The following is a 15,809-nucleotide window of genomic DNA, read 5'->3' as shown; positions in this document are numbered from 1 at the left end:
GGCAGACCGGCCATCATCCGCAGCGCGGGCGCGGCGCGACCCCGGGGCCGTGGCGCTGCTGCGTGCATTGTGGGGCACGGCGATGGGCATCTTGCGCAGGCAAGGCTCAGGCATCGGGGACAGATTTCAGGAGGGCGAGGGCTGCGGCATGGACCGAGGGGTTGGCGGCGGCAAGCGCGCGCCCGCCTGCGTGGACCGGGCCGCCCTGCCAATCGGTGACGATGCCGCCCGCGGCCTTGATCACGGCGATGGGGGCGCAGATGTCATAGGCGGCCAGCCCCGCCTCGATCACGAGGTCGATCTGTCCTGCCGCAAGAAGCGCATAGGCGTAGCAATCCATCCCGTAGCGGGTGAGTTTCACGCGGTCGCGGACCGCCTCGAAGCCCGCGCGCTCAGGGGGTGTGCCGACCTCGGGGAAGGTGGAAAAGAGGATGGCATCGGCAAGCGCCGCGGTGGCGCGGGTGCAAAGCGGCAGGGAGCCGCGCGGCCCCATCAATTGCGCGCGGCCAAATCCGCCCTCGAACCTTTCGCCGATATGCGGCTGGTCGATCAGGCCGTAGAGCGGGCCACGGGCATCGCAAAGCGCGATCAGAACGCCCCAGGTGGGCGTGCCGGACATGAAGGCGCGGGTGCCGTCGATGGGATCGAGCACCCAAGTCAGGCCCGATGTTCCGGCGGTCGTACCCTGTTCCTCGCCCAAGATCGCGTCTTGGGGGCGGCGTTCGGCGAGGATGGCGCGCATCGCGGTCTCGGCGGCGCGGTCGGCCTCGGTCACCGGGTCGAAACGGCCCACGCCCTTGTCTTCGGTCAGGAGGGCGGGGTTGCGGAAATGCGGCAAGATCGCCGCGCGCGCGGCATCGGCCATCGCATGGGCGCAGGAGATCAGATCAGGGGCGGGAAGTTCGCCCGCGGCGCCGGGCTGGGGATCGGGCATCATGGGCCTCGGGCTCTGCGGGTCTGGACGCAGGTCCGAGGTGGCACGATCCCCTGTCCGGGGTCAAGCGGGCAGGGTCAGGCGGGTACGGTCAGGCGGGCCGGATCAGGCGGCCGCATCCGACAAGACGCGCGCCAGTTCGAAGAGGCGGCGGCGCTGGTTTTCGGGGATGGCGTAATAGGAGCGGACCAGTTCCAGCGCCTCCTTGTCGGCGAGGATGTCCCCCGGCAGGCCCTGGGTATTGGCCGCGACCTGCCCCTCGTCCTCGGCACCGGTCATGCCTTCGAAGAAATAGGCCACGGGCACCGACAGCGCCTCGGCGATGTCCCACAGGCGCGAGGCGCTGATGCGGTTCATGCCGGTTTCGTATTTCTGGATCTGCTGAAACTTGATGCCGACCTTTTCGGCCAGCTGCTGCTGGGTCATTCCGACCATCCAGCGGCGATGCCGGACGCGTTTTCCGACGTGGACGTCTACAGGGTGCTTCACGAGCCCCTCCCTTGATTGCCAAACCGATCCTTTGCCGCCCGCGCCGGTCCTCCCGGACGACCTGTGCCGTGGAAAAACCTCGGCCTCGAACAGATAGCGCGGCCCGAACCGGGATCAATCCTTTGGCGAACTGGGGCGCACACGCTCATCCTATGAGGCAGTTGCCCACCAAAATACTGATCCGACGCGAGTTGAGGTGAAGTTAGTCGCCTTTTGCGTGTCCCGCAACAGCGCGTTTGCGCAAGCGCCGCTTGGCTTGGCCGGGCGGGCGCGGCTAGGGTGGGGCGGTCACGGCAGGGGAGGACAGGATGCGCGCCTTTCGCGTCACCGAAAGCGGGCAGCCGCCCGCGCTGGTCGAGATCGCCCGGCCCGCGCCCGGGCCGGGCGAGGTTCTGGTGCGGGTCGCGGCCTGCGGGCTGAATTTCGCGGATCTGTTGATGATCACGGGCGATTACCAGGACACGCCCCCCCTGCCCTTCACGCTGGGCATGGAAGTGGCGGGCGTGGTCGAGGCGCTGGGGCCGGGGGTGACGGCGCCCGCGATCGGGACGCGCGTTGCGGGGTTCGCGGGCCATGGCGGGCTGGCCGAGTTTTGCGTGATGGAGGCCGCCCGCGCGGTGCCGATCCCCGAGGCGATGGGGATGGAGGCGGCGGCGGGCTTCGTCGTGGCCTATGGCACCTCGCATCTGGCCTTGGCGCATCGGGCGCGGTTGCAGGCGGGGGAACGGCTGCTGGTGCTGGGGGCCGCGGGGGGCGTGGGCCTGACGGCGGTGGAACTGGGCACAGTGATGGGGGCCGAGGTGATCGCGGTGGCGCGGGGGGCGGACAAGCTTGCCGTGGCCGAAGCTGCGGGCGCGCGGCACCTGATCGACAGCGGGGCGGGCGACCTGCGGGCGGCGCTGAAGGCCTTGGGCGGGGTCGACGTGGTCTATGACGCGGTGGGGGGCGCGGGGTTCGACGCGGCGCTGCGCGCGACGCGGCCCGAGGGGCGGATCCTGTGCATCGGCTTTGCCAGCGGGCAGGTTCCGCAGATCCCCGCGAACCTGCTGCTGGTCAAGAACGTGAACGTGATGGGCGTCTATTGGGGCGGCTACCTGCGCTTTGCGCCCGATGTCATGGCAGCGTCCTTGGCCGAGGTCATGGGCTGGCAGGCGGCGGGACGCATCCGGCCGCATGTGAGCGCGGTCTATCCGCTGGAGGAGGCGGGCGCGGCGCTGGCGCTTTTGCGGGACCGCAAGAGCACGGGGAAGGTCGTGGTACGGCTGTGATCCGCCGTCACAGGCTGCGGAAGCCCGCGCGGGTCAGTTCGACGAGCGCGTCGAGCGGTTGGCCCCGGTTGAGGTCGGAGCGGTAGAGGTTGATCCGGATCTGCGGCAGGGGCGGCAGGGCGCCGCCATGGGCGATGCGTTCGACATAGGGCGGTTCGGTGCCTTCGATGCAGGCGTGGACGGCGAGATCGGCGCTGACCGAGGCCTCCACCGTGCGGATCGAATCGGATTCCACCGCCATTTCCCAAGGGATGCCGGCCCGGTCGAGGGCTGCCTGCACGGAATTGCGGAAGATGCAGGCATGTTCGAAGGCGAGCCGCAGGGGGCGCTGTTTCCACATCTGCCCGCCCTCGGCCCCGACCCAGACGAGGGGGCGGGTGATCAGCGTTTCGCCGCCCGCGTCGCAAGAGGCTTCGGTCGTGAGGATGGCGTCGACCTCGCCGCGGGCGAACATGCGCTTGAGCCGTTCGGTGTAGGAGGAGACGAGCTGCACCTTGACGCGGGGGAAATCGACGGCGAGCCGGTGCAGGACGCGGGGGATGGAGGGATAGACGATGTCGTGGGGCACACCGAGCGTCAGCTGCCCCTCGTAATCGGAGGCGGTGAGGCGCGTCAGAACCTCGTCGTTGAGATCGAGCATCCGGCGCGCATAGCCCAGCATCTGTTCACCCGCGCCGGTCAGGATCAGCCGCCGGGTGGAGCGGTCGAAAAGGCCCACGTCGAGCATATCCTCGAGCCGCTTGAGCTGCATGGAGACGGCGGATTGGGTGAGGTTGAGGTAGCCAGAGGCCTTGGTCACGCCGCCTGCATCGGCGACGGCGACGAAGGCGCGGAGGGCGGTGAGGTCGAGGTTGCGCGGCATATCACATCCTGTGATCTGAAACTTCAGAAACATTCACTTTCAAGATGCATAAGGGTGCACATATATCAAGCCTCGAAATCAATTTCCGATTTTGAATCACGAAACTCGAAAGGATACCCCGATGGCCAACCTCATGGCTTCGCACGGGGCGACCGCCATGGGTCGCGCCGTTTTCACCCCCTCGGCTCTGGCCCACGCCATCGCCCGGCTGACCGGCTGGACCGACGCGTATCGCCAGCGCGCGCTCGACGCGCGACACCTGCGCGCACTCGACGCCCGCCAGCGGCGCGATGCGGGTCTGATCGACCCGGCGGCCCCGCGCGTCGCGGTCCAGCCCGGCTGGGACCTGCGGCTTCAGGGCCTGCGCTGAATCCGGAGCTGACCGGAGCTTCCCGGAGCCTTCAATAGGAAAAAACTATCGCGCCGCAGGCCCCGCTTGCGGCGCGACTTTCTTGAAATGAGGGCCAAGCTCCCCGATATTAGCGTCAAGGATGGGAGCGTGCGCGCGGTTCGCGCGTGGTGCGTTTCCGGACGATGTCTTTCTTGGAGGGATACATGGCAGACTATCAGACGATCCGGGCCGGCCTTTCGGGTGCCCGCGCCGCTGCGATCGACGAGGGCCTCAAGGCCCACATGAACAAGGTCTATGCCACCATGTCGGGTGGCATGCTCATCACCGCTGCCGCCGCTTGGGCGATCAGCAATCTTGCCACCACGACCGATCCGGCGATGGCCGCTGCCCAGCTGGGCAACGGCACGCTGCTGACGGGTCTGGGTGCGTCGCTCTACCTGTCGCCGCTGCGCTGGGTGGTGATGCTGGCGCCGCTCGCCTTCATCCTGTTCGGCTGGGGCGCGCTGATGCGCCGTGGTTCGGCTGCGGCCGTGTCGCTTGGCTTCTTTGCCTTCGCGGCGGCCATGGGCGTGTCGATGAGCTCGATCTTCCTTGTCTTCACGACCTATTCGATCGTGCAGACCTTCCTTGTGACGGCCATCGCCTTTGCCGGTCTGAGCCTCTGGGGCTACACCACCAAGCGCGACCTGTCGGGCATGGGCACGTTCCTGATGATGGGCGTGATCGGCCTGTTGGTGGCGATGGTCATCAACATCTTCCTGCAGTCGCCCGCGATGATGTTCGCGATTTCGGCGATCGGCGTTCTGGTCTTTGCGGGCCTGACGGCGTTCCATACGCAGGAGATCAAGGGAACCTACGTGGCACATGCCGCGCATGGCGATCAGGAATGGCTGGACAAGGCCGCGATCGACGGGTCGCTGAGCCTCTACATCTCCTTCCTGAACATGTTCCAGTTCCTGCTCATGTTCATGGGCCAGCAGGAATAGCGCCTGCAGGCATGAGGATTGCGAAGGGCCGGGGTCATCCCCGGCCCTTTTCCTTTGCCGTCATGAAAAATTCACGGGGACGCAGCAGGCGGCTGCGCCATATACCCCGATCATGACCGATGCCGCCGCCCCCGCCCCCACGCCCCGCGACCTGCCCGAGTTGACCCGCGTCTTTGGACGGATCGGGCTTTTGTCCTTTGGCGGGCCTGCGGCGCAAATCGCGCTGATGCACAAGGAGCTGGTCGAGGAGCGGCCCTGGCTGAGCGAGGCGCAATTCCTGCGGGCGCTGTCGTTTTGCATGTTGTTGCCGGGGCCAGAGGCGATGCAGCTGGCCACCTATGCCGGGTGGAAGCGGGCGGGGATGCCGGGCGGGCTGATCGCGGGGCTGTTGTTCGTCATTCCCGGCGCGCTGGTGATCTTGGCGCTGGCCAGCCTTTATGCCGCCTATGGCGGGGTGCCGTTGGTGCAGGCGCTGTTTCTGGGCATCAAGGCCGCGGTGATCGTGATCGTGGTGCAGGCCTTGGTGAAAGTGTCCAAGCGCGCGCTGACGGGGTTATTGCCCTACGCGATCGCGGCGGCGGCGTTTCTTGGCATCTACGCGGTGCAGCTGCCCTTTCCGCTGATCGTTCTGGGGGCCGGTGGTCTGGGTGCGGTCCTGCTTGCGAAGGCCGTGCCGGAGGGGGCGGCGGTGGCGCGCGTCTCGGGGCGGGACACCGCCCGGACCGTCGCGATCTGGGGGGCGGTCTGGCTCTTGCCGCTGGCGGTTTTGTGGCTGGTCGATCCGGGCGGTCTGTTGGCGCAGGTGGGGTTGTTCTTTGCCAAGCTCGCTGTCGTGACCTTTGGCGGGGCCTATGCGGTTCTGGCCTATATGGTGCAGGCGGTCGTGGGCGATTTCGGCTGGCTCACGACCGCGCAGATGATGGATGCGCTGGGTCTGGCCGAGACGACGCCGGGGCCCTTGATCCTTGTGACGCAATTCGTGGGGTTTTTGGCGGGTGCGCAGGCGGGCGGCTGGGGTCTGGGGCTGGCTGCGGCCTTGGTCACGCTGTGGGTGACTTTCGCGCCCTGTTTCCTGTGGATCTTTGCGGGCGCGCCGTATGTCGACTGGATCGCCAGCCGCCCGCGCCTGACCGGCGCGCTGCAGGCGATCACGGCTGCGGTGGTGGGCGTTATCCTGAACCTGTCGATCTGGTTTGCGGCCCATGTTCTGTTTGGAAACTTGGAGAGCCAGCCCGTGGGGCCGCTGCGTGTTCTGGTGCCGGTCTGGACGAGCCTTGACGGGGTGGCGCTGGGGCTTACGGGAGTGGCGGCGGCGCTGATCTGGGGGCTGCGGTGGGACCTGATGAAGGTGCTGCCGGTGATGGCTTTGGCGGGGCTGGGTGCCACATGGGCGACGGGCGGGATTTGAGCCGTCAATATGGGGGTGACTCGGGGGTTGACTCAGGGCGGGGCGCGGGTAAAAGGCGCAGTCTCAAGACTTGACGCGGCGCGCCCGACGCTCCGCCCCGATTTGTGCAGGAGCCCGACCCATGGCGAAGCCGACGACCATCAAGATCCGCCTGAACTCGACCGCCGGGACGGGCCATTTCTACGTGACCAAGAAAAACGCGCGCACCATGACCGACAAGATGACCGTACGAAAGTACGATCCTGTCGTGCGCAAGCATGTCGAATACAAGGAAGGGAAGATCAAGTAATCCGCCTTTCCATATCCGACCTGAGGGCCGCGACGGGAACACCGCCGCGGCCCTTTTTCGTTTTCAGCGGTCCGAACGACCGATCCCCCGAAAGCCTGAGACCATGAGTGACACGATCACGATCCGGACGACGACGGGCGCCGATCTTGGTGCCATCGACACGCTGCTTGCCGCGAGTTACCCGGCATTGCTCAAGCGCGATTACGCGCCTTCGGTGCTGGTGACGGCGCTGCCGCTGATTTCGCGCGCGAACCCGGCGCTGTTGCGGTCGGGCAGTTATTTCATGGCCGAGGACGGGGCGGGCCGCGCGCTGGCGGCGGGCGGCTGGAGCCGGTCGCCGCCGCAGGGTGGCGCGGGCCTGCCCGAGATCGGGCATGTGCGCCATGTCGCCACCCATCCCGACCATCTGCGCCAAGGGTTGGCGCAGGCGATCCTGACGCGGGTTCTGGCCGATGCGCTGGCCGCGGGGGTGGAGCGGATGATCTGCCAGTCGACGCGGACGGCGGAGGCGTTCTACCGCGCGATGGGGTTCCGTACGCGGGGCGAGATCGTAATCGCGCTGCGCCCCGGCATCACCTTTCCGGCGGTGGAGATGGAACGCGCGCTGTGAGGGGTGGCGGGATGCCCGAGGGCGCCCGCCGATCTTTCCCTCAGACCTCGATCGTCACACCCGGATCGGGGTCGAGGACGCGGACCCCCGGCAAGGCCGCCTTCATCGGGTCGGCGGATTGTTCGAGGGCCGGGAAGGTCTTGTAATGGTAGGGAATCACGGTCTTGAAGCTGAAGAGTTTCGAGGCCGCGTAGGCCGCGCGCGTCATGCCCATGGTGTAATGGCCGCCCGCGCAGAGGATGCCGAGATCAGGGGCGTGGATGTCGGCCCAGATCTTCATGTCGGCCATCACGTCGGTATCGCCCGAGACATAGACGGCGCGCCCCTCGCCCTCGAGGATGTAGCCCGCAGGCTCACCGGCATAGACGGGCGGGCCGTCGCCGCCCACGGAGGAGGAATGGACTGCATGGACCATGGTGACGGCGACATCGCCCAGCCGCACCGTGCCGCCCTTGTTGAAGCCGGTCGTCTCGATCCCGGTTTCCTGCGCGGCAAGCCAGCCCATCAGTTCCACCATGCCATAGACCGGCACGCCCAGTTCGCGCGCCAGATCGCCCAGACCCGCGACATGGTCGAAATGGCCGTGCGTGATCAGGATGGCGGTCACGCCTGCGAACACCGCGTCGCGCTGTGCTGCGGGAAACATCGGGTTGCCCTGTTCCCACGGGTCGATCAGGAGCACCTGATCCCCGATCTCGAGCCGCACCCCGGCATGTCCGAGCCATGTGTATTTCATTTTCCCCTCCCTCGGGACGTTCCTGTTCTTGGGGCAGGATAGACGCGGGCGCGCCCGGGCGCAAAGTGCCTGCCGCATCTGCTGTCCGACACGCTTGCGGGCGGGGCTGTGCGGGGCTAAACCGCCCCCTGTCCCGCCGCACCGGCCCGAGGAGAGTGCACGCCCCATGTCCATTGACCGCGCCACCGCCGCCAAGGTCGCCAAGCTCGCCCGCATCCGCGTGGACGAGGCCGACCTGCCCGCGCTCGCCGACGATTTCAACGCGATCCTCGGCTTCATCGAGCAATTGCAGGAACTGGACGTGAGCGACGTGGAGCCGATGGTGAGCGTGACGCCGATGCGCCTGCCCCGCCGCGAGGACGTGGTGAGCGACGGCGACCAGCAAAAAGCGGTTCTGGCCAATGCCCCCGATGCGCGCGAAGGCTTTTTCGCGGTTCCCAAGGTGGTGGAGTGAGCATGTCCGACCTGACGAAACTGACCATCGCCGAGGCCCGCGACGCGCTGCGCAAGGGCGAGACCACGAGCGTCGCGCTGACCGAAGCCTGCCTTGCCGCGATCGATGCCGCCGATGCGCTGGGGGCTTTTGTCCACAAGACGCCCGAAATCGCGCTGGAGCGCGCCAAGGCCGCCGATCAGCGGATCAAGGCGGGCGATGCGTCTGGCATGTGCGGCATCCCGGTGGGGATCAAGGACCTGTTCTGCACCAAGGGCGTGCCGAGCCAGGCGGCCTCGAAAATCCTCGAAGGGTTCCGGCCCGAATACGAATCCACCGTTTCGGGGCGGTTGCAGGATGCGGGCGCGGTGATGCTGGGCAAGCTGAACATGGACGAATTCGCCATGGGCTCGTCCAACGAGACCAGCGTCTACGGCAATGCCGTGAACCCGTGGCGGGCGGGCAATTCGGATGCGGCGCTGACGCCCGGCGGCTCCTCGGGCGGCTCTGCCGCCGCCGTCGCCGCCGATCTGTGCCTTGCGGCCACCGGCACCGATACGGGCGGGTCGATCCGCCAGCCTGCGGCCTTTACCGGAACGGTGGGGTTGAAGCCCACCTACGGGCGCTGTTCGCGCTGGGGGATCGTGGCCTTCGCCTCGTCGCTGGATCAGGCCGGGCCTATGACCAAGACGGTGCGCGATGCCGCCATCATGGGCGCCGCCATGATGGGCCATGACCCGAGGGATTCGACCAGCGCCGATCTGCCCGTGCCCGATTTCGAGGCGATGCTGACCGGCGACATTCGCGGCAAGGTGATCGGCATTCCCCGCGAATACCGGATGGAGGGGATGCCCGAGGAGATCGAGGCGCTGTGGGCCCGTGGCCGCGAGATGCTGGCCGATGCGGGCGCGGTGATCCGCGACATCAGCCTGCCGCATACGAAATACGCGCTGCCCACCTATTATGTCATCGCGCCCGCCGAGGCGTCGTCGAACCTCGCGCGCTATGACGGGGTGCGGTTCGGCTATCGCGCCAAGCTCGCGCAGGGCGATGGCATCACGGATATGTACGAGAAGACCCGCGCCGAAGGTTTCGGGGCCGAAGTGCGCCGCCGCGTGATGGTCGGCACCTATGTTCTGTCGGCGGGCTATTACGACGCCTATTACAACCGCGCCCGCAAGGTCCGCACCCTGATCAAGCGCGACTTCGAGACGGTGTTCGCCGATGGGATCGACGCGATCCTGACGCCCGCCACGCCATCCGCCGCCTTTGAGCTGGGTCAGACATTCGACGACCCGGTGCAGATGTATCTCAACGACGTCTTCACGGTGACGGTCAACCTCGCCGGTCTGCCGGGGCTGGCCGTGCCTGCGGGGCTGAATGCGCAGGGGCTGCCCATGGGGCTGCAGCTGATCGGCAAACCCTGGGAAGAGGGCGAGTTGTTGAACATCGGCTACGCGCTGGAACAGGCCGCGGGATTTGTGGCGAAACCGGCGAAATGGTGGTAATGTCTCGAAAACGATAATGTTTCGAGGCAGTCATGTTTGCAAGGTTCCGGACGGGCGGTAGCGCCCTTGTCCATGGTATGATCTTGGTCGCCGCGCTTTCGGCCTGCACGGGAGGCGCGCCGCCGAACGATGTGGCCCAAGGTGTCGGGTTTGCCGATCTTCAGGCGCTGGAGGCGCGGCGCGCGATGTTGCGCGGGCAACCTGCGACCGTCGCCTCGCCCTTGGCCCCGGTCAGCGCGGCCCTGCCGCCTGCGCCGCCGCGCGCGGCACCTGTCGCGGCCCCTGCCCCGGTGATCGTGCAGACGGCGGCCACCCCCGCCCCCACAGCCGAGCCCCAAGGGATCGCCGCAGCGACCATGGCCGCCTTGCGCGACAGGCCCGCCGTCCCGGCCGCGCCCCCTGCCCCGGCCCCTGCTCCGGCGAGCGCCGTTGTCGCGCCTGCGCCGGCACCCGCCGCCCCGACTCTGGTGGCCAGCGCGCTGTCCGGCAACCCCGGCATCTCGGACGAGCAGGATTTCACCGCCGTCGCCACCCGCGAGACGATCGAAAGCGATGCGGAGCGTCTGGCCCGGATGCAGGCCGACCGGGTCGTGGTCGCGCCCAGCGCCGTGCCCGACCGGCCCGAGGGGCTGGGCCCGAATATCGTCGATTACGCGTTGGCCACGACCCATGGCTTGGGCGAGCGGCGCTATACCCGCCGCCCGATCTCGGAGACGCGGCACCAGCGCGCCTGTCTCTCCTTCCGCTCCGCCGATCTGGCGCAGGAGTGGTTCTTGCAAAACGGCGGGCCGGGGCGCGACCGTCAGGGGCTGGATCCCGATGGCGACGGCTTTGCCTGCGGCTGGGATCCGTCGGTCTTTCGCGCCGCCGCGGCGGCTGCGCGGAATTGAGCCTGTCGCCCAATCACGGGCCGCGGCGCGACGGGCTGCGCCCGGAATTGGTGGTGATCCATTACACGGCCATGGCCGATTGCGAGGCGGCGATCCGGGTTCTGTGCGCGCCGGAACGCGAAGTGTCGGCGCATTACCTGATCCGCCGCGACGGGCAGGTCGTGGCGCTGGTGGATGAAGCGCTGCGCGCCTGGCATGCGGGCGCGGGGGAATGGCGCGGGCAAGGCGATGTGAATTCGCGCTCGATCGGGATCGAACTGGACAATGACGGCGCCTCGCCCTTTGCAGCGGCGCTGATGGATGGGCTGGAGGGGCTGTTGCCCGGCATCCTCGCGCGGTGGGAGATCCCGGCCCATGGCGTGATCGGGCATTCGTGCATGGCGCCGGGGCGCAAGATCGACCCCGGCCCGCGCTTCGACTGGGAAAGGCTGGCGCGGGGGGGGCTGGCGCTTTGGCCTGCAGGACGCGGGGTGTCGCCGCTCGATCCGGGCCGGTTCCGGGCCGATGCGCTGGCCTATGGGTTTCCCGATGTGGAGGACGCGCTGTTGCTGGCGGCGGTCCGGCTGCGGTTCCGGCACGGGATGCGCGGACCGCTCGACGGGCGCGATTGCGCGATCATGGCCGAGATGGCCGCGCATATGCGCGCTTGAACCCGCGGCGCTCTGAGCGTAGCTCAGGCCTTGCGCGGAGGGCTGGATGGCCGCGGGCGGGCAACCGTTCGAGGAAAGTCCGGACTCCCTGAAGCCACGGTGCCGGGTAACGCCCGGGCGGAGCGATCCGACGGAAAGCGCCACAGAAATGAAACCGCTGTGCCCCTCGGGGCCCAGCAAGGGTGAAACGGTGGGGTAAGAGCCCACCGCGCGACTGGCAACAGGAGCGGCACGGCAAGCCCCACCGGGAGCAATGCCGAATAGGGATGTCGCGGGGGCAACCCCGGGGGCTGGCTTCGCCCCCAGGCATCCGGGTTGGCAGCTTGAGGCGCGGAAGCAATCCCGCGTCCAGAGGAATGGCCATCCAGAGGGGGCGACCCCTTGGACAGAATCCGGCTTACAGGCCCTCCGCGCACCTCTTCTGTCCCTCGACCCGCAGCGCCCGCGGCAGCTGCGGGAGCCTCCGGCGGGAGTTTTTTAGCCAAGATGAAGGTGCGGGCTTTTCTTCATCTTGGCCGGAAAACTCCGGGGGAGTCCGCAGGACGGGGGCAGAGCCCCCTAGCTTTGGCACCATCGCCTTTGGCGACGCGGGCAGTGCTTTCCGCGGTCTCAGGCGTCGCGGACTGTGTAGGGGGTCGCGAACCAGTGTTCCTCGAGGTTCGCGCCCTCGCCGATCCGGTCGATCACGGCGAAAAGCCCCGGCGCGTGGAGCGGCGTCAGGACCCCGTGCCAGGTGTTGCGCGCGATGTTGATGCCCTGCCCCGGCGCGCTGCGGAAGGCCAGCGGGAGGCCCGGTGTCCCGCCTTCGTCGGGGGCGACGATCACGAGGAAAGGATCGTGGGACATCGGGAGGAAAGCCTGGCTGCCCATCGGATGGCGTTCGACCATGTCGAGCCGGTAGGGCAGCGCGCGGGTCTCGGAACGAAAAAGGCTGATGCCCGTCTGCCCGTCCACGATATCGAGGCGCGCGCGGTCGTGCCAGCGGCCGCAGAGACCCTGGTTGATGATCCGGTCGGGATCGCCCGAGGTCTCGAGCACCTCGCCGAAGGGGGCGAAGGCCGTTTCCGTCAGGGGCTGGATGAGGATCGTCTCGCTCATCCCAGTTTCTCCCGCAGGCGGAGTTCGGCGATGCGTTCGACCTGGCGGCAGGCCTCGGCGAATTCGGTGTCGCGGTCTTGGCCGAGGCGGCGGCGGAAGGCGTCGAGGATCGAGGCCTTGGTGTTGTCGCGCACGGCGATGATGAAGGGGAAGCCGAATTTCGCGGTATAGGCGCTGTTGAGTTCGGTGAACTCGGCGCGTTCGGCATCGGTCAGGGCATCGAGGCCGGCGCTGGCTTGTTCCGCCGTGCTGTCGGGGGTCAGGCGTTTGGCCGCCGCAAGCTTGCCCGCCAGATCGGGGTGGGCGGTCAGGACGCCGAGGCGTTCCGCGGGACTGGCGGCGCGGAAAACGCGGGCGAGCGCGGAATGGACGCCCGTGGCCGTGTCATGGGTGGGGCCAAGCTCCAGCCCATGGGCGCGTTCGGCGATCCAGGGGGAATGTTCGAAGATGCCGCCGAATTCGGCGACGAAGGTCGCACGATCCATTTCTGAGGGCCTGGTTCGCGGCTGGGGGGGATGGGTGCGCGCCCAGTGTTCGGCGATCTGGAGGCGGGTGGCGAACCAGACACCCTCGTGCGCGGCCATGTGATCGATGGCGCGCTGAAGCGCCAGCGCGCGGCCCGGACGCCCGGCGAGGCGGCAATGAAGGCCGATGGACATCATCGCGGGCCGACCGGCCTGACCCTCGGCATAGAGGCAATCGAAGGTGTCACGGATATAGCGCTCGAACTGGCTGCCTTCGCTGAAGCCCGCCTGGATGGCGAAGCGCATGTCATTCACGTCGAGCGTATAGGGGATCATCAGCTGGTCGCGGTCACCGAAGCGGCGCCAGTAGGGCAGGTCGTCGGCGTAATCATCGGCGATATAGGCAAAGAGGCCGGTTTCGGCGGCCAGCGGCACGGAATTCATCGAGGAGCGCCCGGTGTACCAGCCGCGCGGCGGCGCGCCCGTGACCTCGGTATGCAGGCGGATGGCCTCGGCCACCAGCGCGCGTTCGGTCGCCTCGTCCATGTCCTTGTGTTCGATCCACTTGAGGCCATGGGAGGCGATTTCCCAACCCGCCTGTTTCATCGCGGCGACCTGTTCGGGGGCGCGGGCGAGCGCGCTGGTCACGCCGTAGACGGTGATGGGCAGATGCGCGAGCATCCGGTGGAGCCGCCAGAACCCGGCGCGCGCGCCGTATTCATAGATCGATTCCATGTTCCAGTGCCGCATCCCCGGCCAGGGCTGGGCGCCGGTGATCTCGGACAGGAAGCCTTCGGAGGCGGGGTCGCCATGCAAGATGTTGTTCTCGCCGCCTTCCTCGTAATTCATCACGATCTGGACGGCGATCTTGGCCCCGTTCGGCCATTGCGGATCGGGGGGGGTGGCACCGTAGCCGGTCAGGTCGCGGGGGTATCTGGTCATGGCGGGGTCTCCGGTTCTCGCGGCACAGCTTTGGCCAAGGGCGCGGGCGGTTGCAAGGGGCGGGGGAGATGCGGAGATGACGCCACGTCCCGACGGATTTCGTTTCACGCGCAAACGGAGTTGGGATAGCGTCCCCCGTCAGGAACGACGTGAGAGGGGAGGCTCATGGACCATCCGGACAAGCCCTGGACGGCATTCTACCGCGCGGGCGCGCGGACCGAGATCTCGGAGCCCGCCTATCGCAACCTGGCGGACATGATCCGCAGCGTGGCCGAGACCCATGGCCGCAATCCGGCCTTTACTTGCTGCCTGCCCAACGGGATGAACGGCACGCTGAGTTTCGCGCAGGTCGACGAGATGTCGGATGCGCTGGCCGTCTACCTGCGCGAGATCGCGGGGTTGCGGGCGGGGGACCGGGTGGCGGTGCAGATGCCCAATTGCCTGTCCTTTCCGGTGGCGGCCTTCGGCGTGCTGAAGGCGGGCTGCGTTCTGGTCAACGTCAACCCGCTTTACACCGCCGAGGAGATGGCGCGGCAATTCGCCGATGCCCGCCCCCATGCGCTGATCATCGTCGACATGTTCGCCGACAAGGTGCCGGCGGCGACGGCGGGTCATCCGATCCCCAACGTGATCGTGACGCGGGTGGCCGAGTTTCTGCCCGCGATGCCGCGCGGCATCGTGGGGCTGGTGCAAAAATACTGGGACCGGACCGTCAAGCCGATCGAGATCGCCCATATCCGTCTGCCCGACGCGCTGGCGGCGGGTCGCGCCCATGCGCAGGAGGCGCGGATCGAGGTGGATGCCTATCACCAGGGCGTGGCACCGGATGATGTCGCGGTGCTGCAATATACCGGGGGCACGACGGGCGTGTCCAAGGGCGCGATGCTGAGCCATGCGAACCTGTTGGTGAACATGGAACAGGTCATGGAATTGCTGGTGGGCGATCTGCAGAAGGGGCGCGAGGTCGCGCTGACCGCGCTGCCGATGTACCACATCTTTGCCTTCAACGTGAATTTGCTGGGCTTTTGGTGGCTGGGCGCGCGCAACGTGCTGATCCCCAATCCCAAGCCTTTGACCAACCTCAAGCGGGCCTTCGAGAATTACAAGATCACCTGGATGAGCGGGGTGAACACGCTGTTCAACGGGCTGACCAACGAGGTCTGGTTCACCGACAGCCCGCCCCGACATCTGAAATTTTCGAGCGCGGGCGGCATGGCGCTGCAATCCTCGGTGGCCGAGACATGGGAGCGGATCACCGGATCGCCCGTCATCCAGGGCTATGGCCTGACCGAGACGGCGCCGGTTCTGACCTTCGAACCCTTGGGCAAGGCGCGGCCGGGATCCATCGGGGTGCCGGTGCCCGGCACGGAGATCGCCTGTCTCGATGATGCGGGGAACCCCGTGGCGCAGGGCGAGGCGGGCGAGATCGCGGCACGCGGGCCGCAGGTGATGTTGGGCTATTGGCAAAAGCCCGAAGAGACCGCCAAGGTCATGCGCGGCGACTGGTTCCTGACCGGCGATATCGGGGTGATCGACGCGGACGGCTACGTCCGGATCGTCGACCGCAAGAAGGATATGGTCGTGGTCTCGGGGTTCAACGTCTATCCCAACGAGGTGGAGGAGGTGCTGGCCGCCCATCCCGGCGTTCTGGAGGTGGCCGTGATCGGCGTGCCGGACATGGGAACCGGCGAAGCGGTGAAGGCCTATGTGGTGAAGTCGGACCCCGGGCTGACGGCCGAAGACCTGCGCGCCTACGCCAAGGAGCATCTGACCGGCTACAAGGTGCCAAAGCGCGTGGAATTCCGCGACGAACTGCCGAAATCGAATGTCGGCAAGATCCTGAGAAAAGACCTGCGCGCCGAGGCGATGGCGCAGATCGCAGCGGAGTGA

The 15,809-nt window shown here is 67.5% G+C and carries 17 protein-coding genes and 1 other RNA gene; 12 read left to right on the top strand and 6 right to left on the bottom strand.

The features are described from left to right. Window positions 1-106 precede the first annotated feature (106 nt). On the bottom strand, window positions 107-937 hold the full coding sequence (gene hisN, locus QQK63_RS16360) for a histidinol-phosphatase (protein ID WP_377133352.1): 831 nt from the start codon (window positions 935-937) through the stop codon (window positions 107-109). Window positions 938-1,039: 102 nt separating this feature from the next. Continuing rightward, window positions 1,040-1,423, bottom strand: a complete 384-nt coding sequence (locus QQK63_RS16355; protein ID WP_277823818.1) for a helix-turn-helix domain-containing protein — start codon at window positions 1,421-1,423, stop codon at window positions 1,040-1,042. 308 nt (window positions 1,424-1,731) lie between these two features. Here QQK63_RS16355 and QQK63_RS16350 point away from each other — a divergent pair, with 308 nt between their 5' ends. Beyond that, window positions 1,732-2,691: an NADPH:quinone oxidoreductase family protein gene (locus QQK63_RS16350; protein ID WP_277823820.1), complete on the top strand. Its 960-nt coding sequence runs from the start codon at window positions 1,732-1,734 to the stop codon at window positions 2,689-2,691. Between the two features lie 7 nt (window positions 2,692-2,698). Here the strand turns inward: QQK63_RS16350 and QQK63_RS16345 are convergent, their stop codons facing one another. Continuing rightward, complete coding sequence (locus QQK63_RS16345; protein WP_277823822.1) at window positions 2,699-3,553, bottom strand: LysR family transcriptional regulator; 855 nt, start codon at window positions 3,551-3,553, stop codon at window positions 2,699-2,701. A gap of 121 nt (window positions 3,554-3,674) precedes the next feature. On the opposite strand from QQK63_RS16345, the gene QQK63_RS16340 reads away from it, so the two are divergent. The 5 genes from QQK63_RS16340 to QQK63_RS16320 all read left to right on the top strand — a co-directional run bounded on the left by QQK63_RS16340 (window position 3,675) and on the right by QQK63_RS16320 (window position 7,198). Next, entirely contained in the window at window positions 3,675-3,923 is a 249-nt protein-coding gene (locus tag QQK63_RS16340; protein ID WP_277823823.1) for a hypothetical protein, read from the top strand. 185 nt (window positions 3,924-4,108) lie between these two features. Then, window positions 4,109-4,891 (top strand): Bax inhibitor-1/YccA family protein, encoded by a 783-nt coding sequence (locus tag QQK63_RS16335; RefSeq protein WP_277823825.1) that lies wholly within the window; start codon window positions 4,109-4,111, stop codon window positions 4,889-4,891. A gap of 112 nt (window positions 4,892-5,003) precedes the next feature. After that, window positions 5,004-6,299, top strand: coding sequence for a chromate efflux transporter (gene chrA, locus QQK63_RS16330; RefSeq protein ID WP_277823827.1), 1,296 nt, complete (start codon window positions 5,004-5,006; stop codon window positions 6,297-6,299). A gap of 121 nt (window positions 6,300-6,420) precedes the next feature. Continuing rightward, complete coding sequence (gene rpmG / locus QQK63_RS16325; RefSeq protein ID WP_109667404.1) at window positions 6,421-6,588, top strand: 50S ribosomal protein L33; 168 nt, start codon at window positions 6,421-6,423, stop codon at window positions 6,586-6,588. 103 nt (window positions 6,589-6,691) lie between these two features. Continuing rightward, a complete protein-coding gene (locus tag QQK63_RS16320; RefSeq protein ID WP_277823829.1) occupies window positions 6,692-7,198 on the top strand; it encodes a GNAT family N-acetyltransferase in 507 nt (168 codons plus the stop codon). Window positions 7,199-7,238: 40 nt separating this feature from the next. On the opposite strand, the gene QQK63_RS16315 is transcribed toward QQK63_RS16320, so the two are convergent. Further along, window positions 7,239-7,934 carry a metal-dependent hydrolase gene (locus QQK63_RS16315; protein WP_277823831.1) on the bottom strand — a complete coding sequence of 232 codons (696 nt, stop codon included), beginning with the start codon at window positions 7,932-7,934 and terminating at the stop codon, window positions 7,239-7,241. A 166-nt stretch (window positions 7,935-8,100) separates the two neighbouring features. Between QQK63_RS16315 and gatC the strand changes: the two genes are divergently transcribed. The 5 genes from gatC (at window position 8,101) to rnpB (ending at window position 11,831) form a co-directional block, all read left to right on the top strand. After that, on the top strand, window positions 8,101-8,388 hold the full coding sequence (gene gatC, locus QQK63_RS16310; protein ID WP_277823833.1) for an Asp-tRNA(Asn)/Glu-tRNA(Gln) amidotransferase subunit GatC: 288 nt from the start codon (window positions 8,101-8,103) through the stop codon (window positions 8,386-8,388). A gap of 2 nt (window positions 8,389-8,390) precedes the next feature. Beyond that, a complete protein-coding gene (gene gatA / locus QQK63_RS16305; protein ID WP_277823835.1) occupies window positions 8,391-9,875 on the top strand; it encodes an Asp-tRNA(Asn)/Glu-tRNA(Gln) amidotransferase subunit GatA in 1,485 nt (494 codons plus the stop codon). A gap of 32 nt (window positions 9,876-9,907) precedes the next feature. Beyond that, window positions 9,908-10,765, top strand: a complete 858-nt coding sequence (locus QQK63_RS16300; RefSeq protein ID WP_277823837.1) for a hypothetical protein — start codon at window positions 9,908-9,910, stop codon at window positions 10,763-10,765. Next, window positions 10,762-11,415, top strand: a complete 654-nt coding sequence (locus QQK63_RS16295) for an N-acetylmuramoyl-L-alanine amidase (RefSeq protein WP_277823839.1) — start codon at window positions 10,762-10,764, stop codon at window positions 11,413-11,415. Before QQK63_RS16300 ends, QQK63_RS16295 begins: the two co-directional genes overlap by 4 nt. Window positions 11,416-11,449: 34 nt before the next feature. Further along, an RNA gene (gene rnpB, locus QQK63_RS16290) (RNase P RNA component class A) lies at window positions 11,450-11,831 on the top strand. A gap of 193 nt (window positions 11,832-12,024) precedes the next feature. On the opposite strand, the gene QQK63_RS16285 is transcribed toward rnpB, so the two are convergent. Together QQK63_RS16285 and puuE are read right to left on the bottom strand one after the other, a co-directional pair. Next, window positions 12,025-12,513 carry an ureidoglycolate lyase gene (locus QQK63_RS16285; protein ID WP_277823841.1) on the bottom strand — a complete coding sequence of 163 codons (489 nt, stop codon included), beginning with the start codon at window positions 12,511-12,513 and terminating at the stop codon, window positions 12,025-12,027. Further along, window positions 12,510-13,919 carry an allantoinase PuuE gene (puuE, locus tag QQK63_RS16280; protein ID WP_277823843.1) on the bottom strand — a complete coding sequence of 470 codons (1,410 nt, stop codon included), beginning with the start codon at window positions 13,917-13,919 and terminating at the stop codon, window positions 12,510-12,512. Before puuE ends, QQK63_RS16285 begins: the two co-directional genes overlap by 4 nt. A 165-nt stretch (window positions 13,920-14,084) precedes the next feature. Between puuE and QQK63_RS16275 the strand changes: the two genes are divergently transcribed. Further along, entirely contained in the window at window positions 14,085-15,809 is a 1,725-nt protein-coding gene (locus QQK63_RS16275) for an AMP-binding protein (protein ID WP_277823845.1), read from the top strand.

It is taken from the genome of Roseicyclus marinus, assembly GCF_030163795.1.
GTDB classification, from domain to species: Bacteria; Pseudomonadota; Alphaproteobacteria; order Rhodobacterales; family Rhodobacteraceae; genus Roseicyclus; species Roseicyclus marinus.
Note: the sequence above shows the minus strand (reverse complement) of the source record. Positions and strands in the feature narration are given on the sequence as shown.

Excerpts from the sequence above, each read along its gene's own strand:
- QQK63_RS16315 (WP_277823831.1), bottom strand. The coding sequence starts at position 7,934 with ATGAAATACACATGGCTCGGACATGCCGGGGTGCGGCTCGAGATCGGG.
- QQK63_RS16275 (WP_277823845.1), top strand. The coding sequence starts at position 14,085 with ATGGACCATCCGGACAAGCCCTGGACGGCATTCTACCGCGCGGGCGCG.
- puuE (WP_277823843.1), bottom strand. The coding sequence starts at position 13,919 with ATGACCAGATACCCCCGCGACCTGACCGGCTACGGTGCCACCCCCCCC.
- QQK63_RS16335 (WP_277823825.1), top strand. The coding sequence starts at position 4,109 with ATGGCAGACTATCAGACGATCCGGGCCGGCCTTTCGGGTGCCCGCGCC.
- chrA (WP_277823827.1), top strand. The coding sequence starts at position 5,004 with ATGACCGATGCCGCCGCCCCCGCCCCCACGCCCCGCGACCTGCCCGAG.
- QQK63_RS16350 (WP_277823820.1), top strand. The coding sequence starts at position 1,732 with ATGCGCGCCTTTCGCGTCACCGAAAGCGGGCAGCCGCCCGCGCTGGTC.
- gatC (WP_277823833.1), top strand. The coding sequence starts at position 8,101 with ATGTCCATTGACCGCGCCACCGCCGCCAAGGTCGCCAAGCTCGCCCGC.
- hisN (WP_377133352.1), bottom strand. The coding sequence starts at position 937 with ATGATGCCCGATCCCCAGCCCGGCGCCGCGGGCGAACTTCCCGCCCCT.
- rpmG (WP_109667404.1), top strand. The coding sequence starts at position 6,421 with ATGGCGAAGCCGACGACCATCAAGATCCGCCTGAACTCGACCGCCGGG.
- QQK63_RS16320 (WP_277823829.1), top strand. The coding sequence starts at position 6,692 with ATGAGTGACACGATCACGATCCGGACGACGACGGGCGCCGATCTTGGT.
- QQK63_RS16340 (WP_277823823.1), top strand. The coding sequence starts at position 3,675 with ATGGCCAACCTCATGGCTTCGCACGGGGCGACCGCCATGGGTCGCGCC.
- QQK63_RS16300 (WP_277823837.1), top strand. The coding sequence starts at position 9,908 with ATGTTTGCAAGGTTCCGGACGGGCGGTAGCGCCCTTGTCCATGGTATG.
- gatA (WP_277823835.1), top strand. The coding sequence starts at position 8,391 with ATGTCCGACCTGACGAAACTGACCATCGCCGAGGCCCGCGACGCGCTG.
- QQK63_RS16345 (WP_277823822.1), bottom strand. The coding sequence starts at position 3,553 with ATGCCGCGCAACCTCGACCTCACCGCCCTCCGCGCCTTCGTCGCCGTC.
- QQK63_RS16285 (WP_277823841.1), bottom strand. The coding sequence starts at position 12,513 with ATGAGCGAGACGATCCTCATCCAGCCCCTGACGGAAACGGCCTTCGCC.